Origin of the sequence: Micromonospora sp. S4605 (genome assembly GCF_003176715.1) — a bacterium.
GTDB lineage: Bacteria > Actinomycetota > Actinomycetes > Mycobacteriales > Micromonosporaceae > Micromonospora > Micromonospora echinaurantiaca.
The window spans coordinates 1-6036 of the sequence record NZ_QGSW01000362.1; the positions used below are offsets into that span (position 1 = coordinate 1).

6 protein-coding genes are annotated in these 6036 nt (G+C 74.1%); all 6 read left to right on the top strand.

Annotated elements, in window-relative coordinates:
• Window positions 1-359: 359 nt before the first annotated feature.
• Entirely contained in the window at window positions 360-1745 is a 1386-nt protein-coding gene (locus DLJ47_RS30535; protein WP_109905207.1) for a phosphomannomutase/phosphoglucomutase, read from the top strand.
• A gap of 62 nt (window positions 1746-1807) precedes the next feature.
• Window positions 1808-1990, top strand: a complete 183-nt coding sequence (locus tag DLJ47_RS30540) for a Trm112 family protein (protein WP_088995888.1) — start codon at window positions 1808-1810, stop codon at window positions 1988-1990.
• The gene (locus DLJ47_RS30545) at window positions 1987-3183 is read left to right on the top strand and encodes an SIS domain-containing protein (protein ID WP_109905201.1); all 1197 of its coding nucleotides are present in this window, start codon (window positions 1987-1989) and stop codon (window positions 3181-3183) included. The genes DLJ47_RS30540 and DLJ47_RS30545 overlap by 4 nt, the downstream gene beginning before the upstream one ends.
• A gap of 67 nt (window positions 3184-3250) precedes the next feature.
• Complete coding sequence (locus tag DLJ47_RS30550; protein WP_109905203.1) at window positions 3251-4258, top strand: cation diffusion facilitator family transporter; 1008 nt, start codon at window positions 3251-3253, stop codon at window positions 4256-4258.
• 3 nt (window positions 4259-4261) lie between these two features.
• Window positions 4262-5425, top strand: coding sequence for a mannose-6-phosphate isomerase, class I (gene manA / locus DLJ47_RS30555; RefSeq protein ID WP_109905205.1), 1164 nt, complete (start codon window positions 4262-4264; stop codon window positions 5423-5425).
• A gap of 407 nt (window positions 5426-5832) precedes the next feature.
• Window positions 5833-6036, top strand: a 204-nt coding sequence (locus DLJ47_RS30560) for an adenosylhomocysteinase (RefSeq protein WP_146228233.1), incomplete at its 3' end; no start/stop codon positions are given.

Genomic DNA, 6036 nt, shown 5'->3' on the forward strand with positions numbered 1-6036 from the left:
GTCTCCGGCCCGCCCACCCCGCCGGCAGACGGTTGGCGGCCCGCTCCGCCGGTCTCCGGTCCGCCGGTAGGCGGCTGGGGTGCGGCTTCGCCGGTCTCCGGGGCGCCCACTCCGCCCGTCTCGGATCCGCCCGCTTCGTCGCGTGTCGACTGGCCGGAGCAGCCCGCGCCCCGGCAGCCGGGGGCGTCGCCGGCCGCACCGACCTCGGCGCCACCCGGGCAGCCCGGCGACCCGCCGGAGGGCGACGGCGGCGGCGACCACACCGTCTTCATGCCCCGGCTACCCGGCTGAGCCGGGCGGCGCGGCGACCCTCCGATACGCTCAGGCCGTCGATGACGAGCGGCCGAGGAGTGGAACCGGTGTCTGATCTGTCCCAGATCGTGAAGGCTTACGACGTCCGCGGGACGGTGCCTGACCAGTGGGACGAGCGTGTCGCCGAGGCGCTCGGGGCGGCCCTCACGCAGGTGCTCAACGGCTCCGGCGAGCCGGGCGAGGCGGTCCTCATCGCGCACGACATGCGCGCCACCGGGCCCGGCCTGGCCGCCGCCTTCGCCGCCGGCGTACGCGCCGAGGGGCGTACGGTCATCGAGCTGGGGCTGGCCTCCACCGACATGCTCTACTACGCCTCCGGCTCGCTGAACCTGCCGGGCGCGATGTTCACCGCCAGCCACAACCCGGCGCAGTACAACGGGATCAAGATGTGCCGCTCCGGCGCCCGCCCGATCGGGCAGGACAGCGGGCTGGCCGAGATCCGCGACCGGGCCCAGGCCCGGCTCGACCAGGGCGGGTCCGCCCCGGCGGGCGAGCCGGCCGCCCCGGCCGAGCGCCGCGACCTGCTCCCGGACTACGCGGCGTACCTGCGCAAGCTGGTCGACCTCGCCAGCATCCGGCCGCTGAAGGTGGTGGTCGACGCCGGCAACGGGATGGGCGGTTACACCGTGCCGACGGTGCTCGGCGACGCCGCGCTGCCGGCGCTGCCGCTGGAGATCGTGCCGCTCTACTTCGAACTCGACGGCACCTTCCCCAACCACGAGGCCAACCCGCTGGACCCGGCCAACCTGGTCGACCTGCAGCGGGCCGTGGTCGAGCACGGCGCGGAGATCGGGCTCGCCTTCGACGGCGACGCCGACCGGTGCTTCGTGGTGGACGAGCGGGGCGAGCCGGTCTCGCCGTCGGCGATCACCGCCCTGGTAGCGGCCCGCGAACTGGCCAAGCACCCCGGCTCCACGGTGATCCACAACCTGATCACCTCCAACGCGGTGCCGGAGATCATCCGGGAGCACGGCGGCGAGCCGGTGGTGGCCCGGGTTGGCCACTCCTTCATCAAGGCCGAGATGGCCCGCACCAACGCCATCTTCGGCGGGGAGCACTCGGCGCACTACTACTTCCGGGACTTCTGGTTCGCCGACACCGGCATGCTGGCCGCGATGCACACGCTCGCCGCGCTCGGCGAGCAGTCGCAGCCGCTCTCCGTGCTGGCCAGCGAGTACGAGCGGTACGTCGCCTCGGGTGAGATCAACTCCACGGTGCGCGACCAGGCGGCGAAGGTCGCCGAGGTGCGGGCCGCGTACCCGGAGGCGGAGGCCGACGAGCTGGATGGGCTCACCCTGCGCTTCCCGGACGGCGCCTGGTTCAACCTGCGCGCCTCCAACACCGAGCCGCTGCTGCGGCTGAACGTCGAGGCCCCCACCACGGAGCGGATGATGGCCCTCCGTGACGAGGTGCTCGACCGGGTTCGCCGATAAGATCGCCTGCGCCGGTCGGCACCGCCGCCCGCTGACGCCGCATACGTGGAAGGAGCCGCGCCGTGGCCCTGGACCCGCAGTTGCTGGAAATCCTCGCCTGTCCGGACACGCACCACGCCCCGCTCGACTACGACGCGCAGGCGCAGACGCTGACCTGCACCGAGTGCGGCCGGATCTTCGAGGTCCGCGACGACGTGCCGGTGCTGCTGCTGGACGAGGCGCGCGGCCCCGCGGAGCAGCCGTGATCGACGGTACGGCCGGGGTTAGCGGCCGGCGGGACGCCGACGAGGCACTGCTCGACGACCCGGAGGCGCTCGCCGAGCGCGACCCGGGCGGCATGCTGCGGCACACCGCGTCCGCCGGGGCGCAGGTCCGCGAGTCCGCGGCCCTGGCCGCCGAGGCGAACCTCCAGGTGCTCGCCGACGAGGGGCGGCCACGGGCGGTCGTGATCGCCGGCATCGGCACCGCCGGTCGTACCGGCGACGTGCTGGCCACGGTCGCCGGGCCGCGCTGCCCGGTGCCGGTCATCCCGCACCGCAGCGCCGGCGTGCCCGGCTGGGTGGGCGCCGCCGACGTGGTGATCGCGGTCAGCGCCTCCGGCCGCAGCCCCGAGGCGCTCGGCGCCGCCGAGGCCGCGCACCGCCGGGGCGCCCGGCTGGTCGCGGTCGGCGCACCGGACTCGCAGTTGCAGTCGGTGGCCGAGCGGGCCCGTGCCCCGTTCATCCCGGTGCCGCGCCGCGCGCCGGCCCGGGCCAGCCTCTGGGCGCTCACCGTGCCGGTCCTGCTGGCCGCCCGTACGCTCGGTCTCGTCAAGGTCAACGAGGCGGACCTGGCGGAGACCGCGGCCCGGTTGGACGCGGACGCCGACCGGTGCCGGCCCACCGCGGAGTCCTTCGTCAACCCGGCGAAGTCGCTCGCGCTCGGCCTGGCCGGCTCGATCCCGATCGTCTGGGGGTCGTCGCCGCTGGCCACCGTCGCGGCCCGCCGGTTCGGCGACACGCTCTCCGCGAACGCCCGCTACCCGGTGGTCAGCGGGGCCCTCGGCGAGGCCGGCCGGGGACGGGTCGGCCTGCTCGACGGCGTCTTCGGCGGGCTGGTCGAGGGGGCGCGGGACATCTTCGCCGACCCCGACGAGAGCGCCGGTGACGCGACCCGGCTGCGGTTGGTGCTGCTGCGCGACGGCGGCCTCAACCCCGAGGACGACGCCGACGAGCCGCTCGCCGTCGAGGAGCGCCGCGCGGAGGCGGTGCAGACCCTCGCCGAGCGGCGGGGGGTGCGCTGCGACGTGGTGACCGCCGAGGGCGGCTCGGCGCTGGAGCGGCTCGCCTCGCTGATCGCGGTGCCCGACTTCGCCTCGATCTACCTCGCCCTCGCGCACGGACTGGACCCGATGGCGGTGCCCGCCATCACCGAGATGAAGGAGCTGGCAAACCAGTGAGCGAACGCAGTGAGCGCGTCGTCGGCGGCGGCGCGGTCGCGCCGCGCACGCGGAATGGAGCGGTGGCGTGAGTGCCAACGGTGGAACGAAGGCGATCGTCGCCGCCCTGCTGGCCAACGTCGGCATCGCGATCACCAAGTTCATCGCGTTCCTGCTGACCGCGTCGTCGTCGATGCTGGCCGAGTCGATCCACTCGGTCGCCGACTCCGGCAACCAGGCGCTGCTGCTGCTCGGTGGGCGGCGGGCCAAGCGGGCCGCCACCCCGCAGCACCCGTTCGGCTACGGCCGGGAGCGCTACATCTACGCGTTCATCGTCTCGATCGTGCTGTTCAGCGTCGGTGGCCTGTTCGCCCTCTACGAGGCGTGGCACAAGTGGTCGGACCCGCACCCGATCGAGGAGTGGCAGTGGGTGCCGGTCACCGTGCTGGTGGTCGCGATCGTCATGGAGTCGTTCTCCTTCCGTACCGCCATCAAGGAGTCCAACCACGTCCGGGGCAACCAGTCCTGGGTGCACTTCGTCCGCCGGGCCAAGGCCCCGGAGCTGCCGGTGGTGCTGCTGGAGGATCTCGGCGCGCTGGTCGGTCTGGTCTTCGCGCTCTTCGGCGTCACCATGACCCTGATCACCCACAACGGCGAGTGGGACGCGATCGGCACCGCGATGATCGGCATCCTGCTGGTCGTCATCGCGATCGTGCTGGCCATCGAGACCAAGAGTCTGCTGCTCGGTGAGGGCGCCGAGGCGCACGACGTCGCCGCGATCGAGAAGGCGATCACCGACGGCCCCGAGGTCGAGCGGATCATCCACATGAAGACCCTCTACCTCGGCCCCGAGGAGCTGATGGTCGCGGCGAAGATCGGCGTGCCGGCGTGCGACAACGCCGAGGAGCTGGCCCGGGGCATCAACATCGTGGAGAACCGGATCCGCGCCGCCGTGCCGATCGCCCGCGTCATCTACCTCGAACCGGACATCTACAGCGCGGCCGCCGCGCAGGCGGGCACCGGCGCGGCGGCGCACACCGCCGTGCCCCAGCCGGAGTCTGGTTCGGACGAGGTCGCCGGGCGGCCTGGAAGCTGATCCGTGGAACTGTTGTACGGGCCGATCAAGGACTACGCCTGGGGCTCCCGCTCGGCGATCGCCGAACTTCAGGGGCGCCCGGCGCCCAGCGATGGCCCCGAGGCCGAGCTGTGGCTGGGCGCCCACCCGGGCGCCCCGGCCACGGTCGACCGTGAGGGCGCCCGGGTCAGCCTGGCCAAGCTGCTGCGCGCCGAGCCGGGGCACTGGCTCGGCGCGCCGGTGGTCGACCGGTTCGGCGCCCGGTTGCCGTTCCTGCTCAAGGTGCTCGCGGCCGACGCGCCGCTGAGCCTGCAGGCGCACCCGGACGCCGAGCAGGCCCGCGCCGGCCACGCCGCCGACGCGGTCCGCACCGACGGGCACCGTAACTACGTGGACCCCTACCACAAGCCGGAGCTGCTGGTCGCGCTCTCGCCGTTCGAGGCGCTCTGCGGCTTCCGCGACCCGGCGGTCTCGGCCGCGGCGCTGGCCACGTTCGGCGTACGCGAGCTGGAGCCGGTGGTGGCCGCGTTGCGGGCCGGTCCGGCGGGCCTGCGCGACGCGGTGGAGCTGCTGCTGACCTGGCCGCGCGCGGAGTGTGCCGGGCTGCTGTCGGCCGTGCGGGGTTCGGGGGTGACCGGGCCGGACGCGGAGCTGGCGCGGGACCTGGCCACCGCCTACCCGGGCGATCCCGGCGCGCTGGTCGCGCTGCTGCTCAATCGGGTGCGGCTGGCGCCGGGCGAGGGGATCTGGATGCCGGCCGGCAATATGCACGCCTACCTGCGCGGCACCGGCGTGGAGATCATGGCGGCCAGTGACAACGTGCTGCGCGGCGGCCTGACGCCCAAGCACGTGGACGTGCCGGAACTGCTCCGGGTGCTGCGGTTCGAGGTGCTGGCGGATCCGGTGGTCACGCCGCGTGCGGTGGCCCCGGGGGTGGTGTGCTGGCCGGTCCCGGTGGACGACTTCGCGCTGCACCGGGTGACCGTGGACCCGGAGGTGCCCGAGGTGACGCTGGCGCTGACCGGGCCCCGGGTGGTGCTCTGCTGCGGCGGCGAACTCGTGGTGGACGACGGCTCGGGCGCGGTGAAGTTGGGGCCGGGCCGGGCCGCGGTCGGATCCGCGGCCGGCGGGCCGCTGGTGGTCACCGGCACGGGGCACGCGTACGTGGCGACCGCCGGCCAGCGCTGAGCGGCCCGCTCGCTGCCGGGGTGCCTGGCGTTCCGGCACGGCGAGCCCGGCGGCGGCTCGCAGTCGGGCTGCCTGGCGTTCCGGCGTGGCAACCTCGGCGGTAGCAAGTCCGACTTTCCCGAAATAGCTTGACGCGATCCTCGCCCAGTGTGACTCTATGAGTGCGCAGCGTTATCGCGACGACGGTCCGAGAACGCGCGGGGGAACCAAACCGGGGGGATGCACGGGGCGGCCGGCGAGTGGACGGAAAGTCCGTCCATGACCGACCGCCCCGTGCGCTGTCCGCCGGCAGTTCCGCCGGCGCGCTCCGACCGCTCCCGGCCGCTGTCTGCCGGCCGCCCCCTGCGCCGTCCGCCGACGCGCGTAAGGTGGGGGGTCGCGCAGGACAACGTTCGACAGGAGCTTTCATGACCAGCACCCTCCCGGCGTCCGCCAGCGGCACGCCGTCCGAGGCCCGGCCGCGCACCCTCGCCGAGGGCGACTACAAGGTGGCGGATCTGTCGCTCGCCGAGTTCGGGCGCAAGGAGATCCGGCTTGCCGAGCATGAGATGCCGGGTCTGATGGCGATTCGTCGTGAGTTCGCCGAGGCGCAGCCGCTTGCTGGCGCTCGG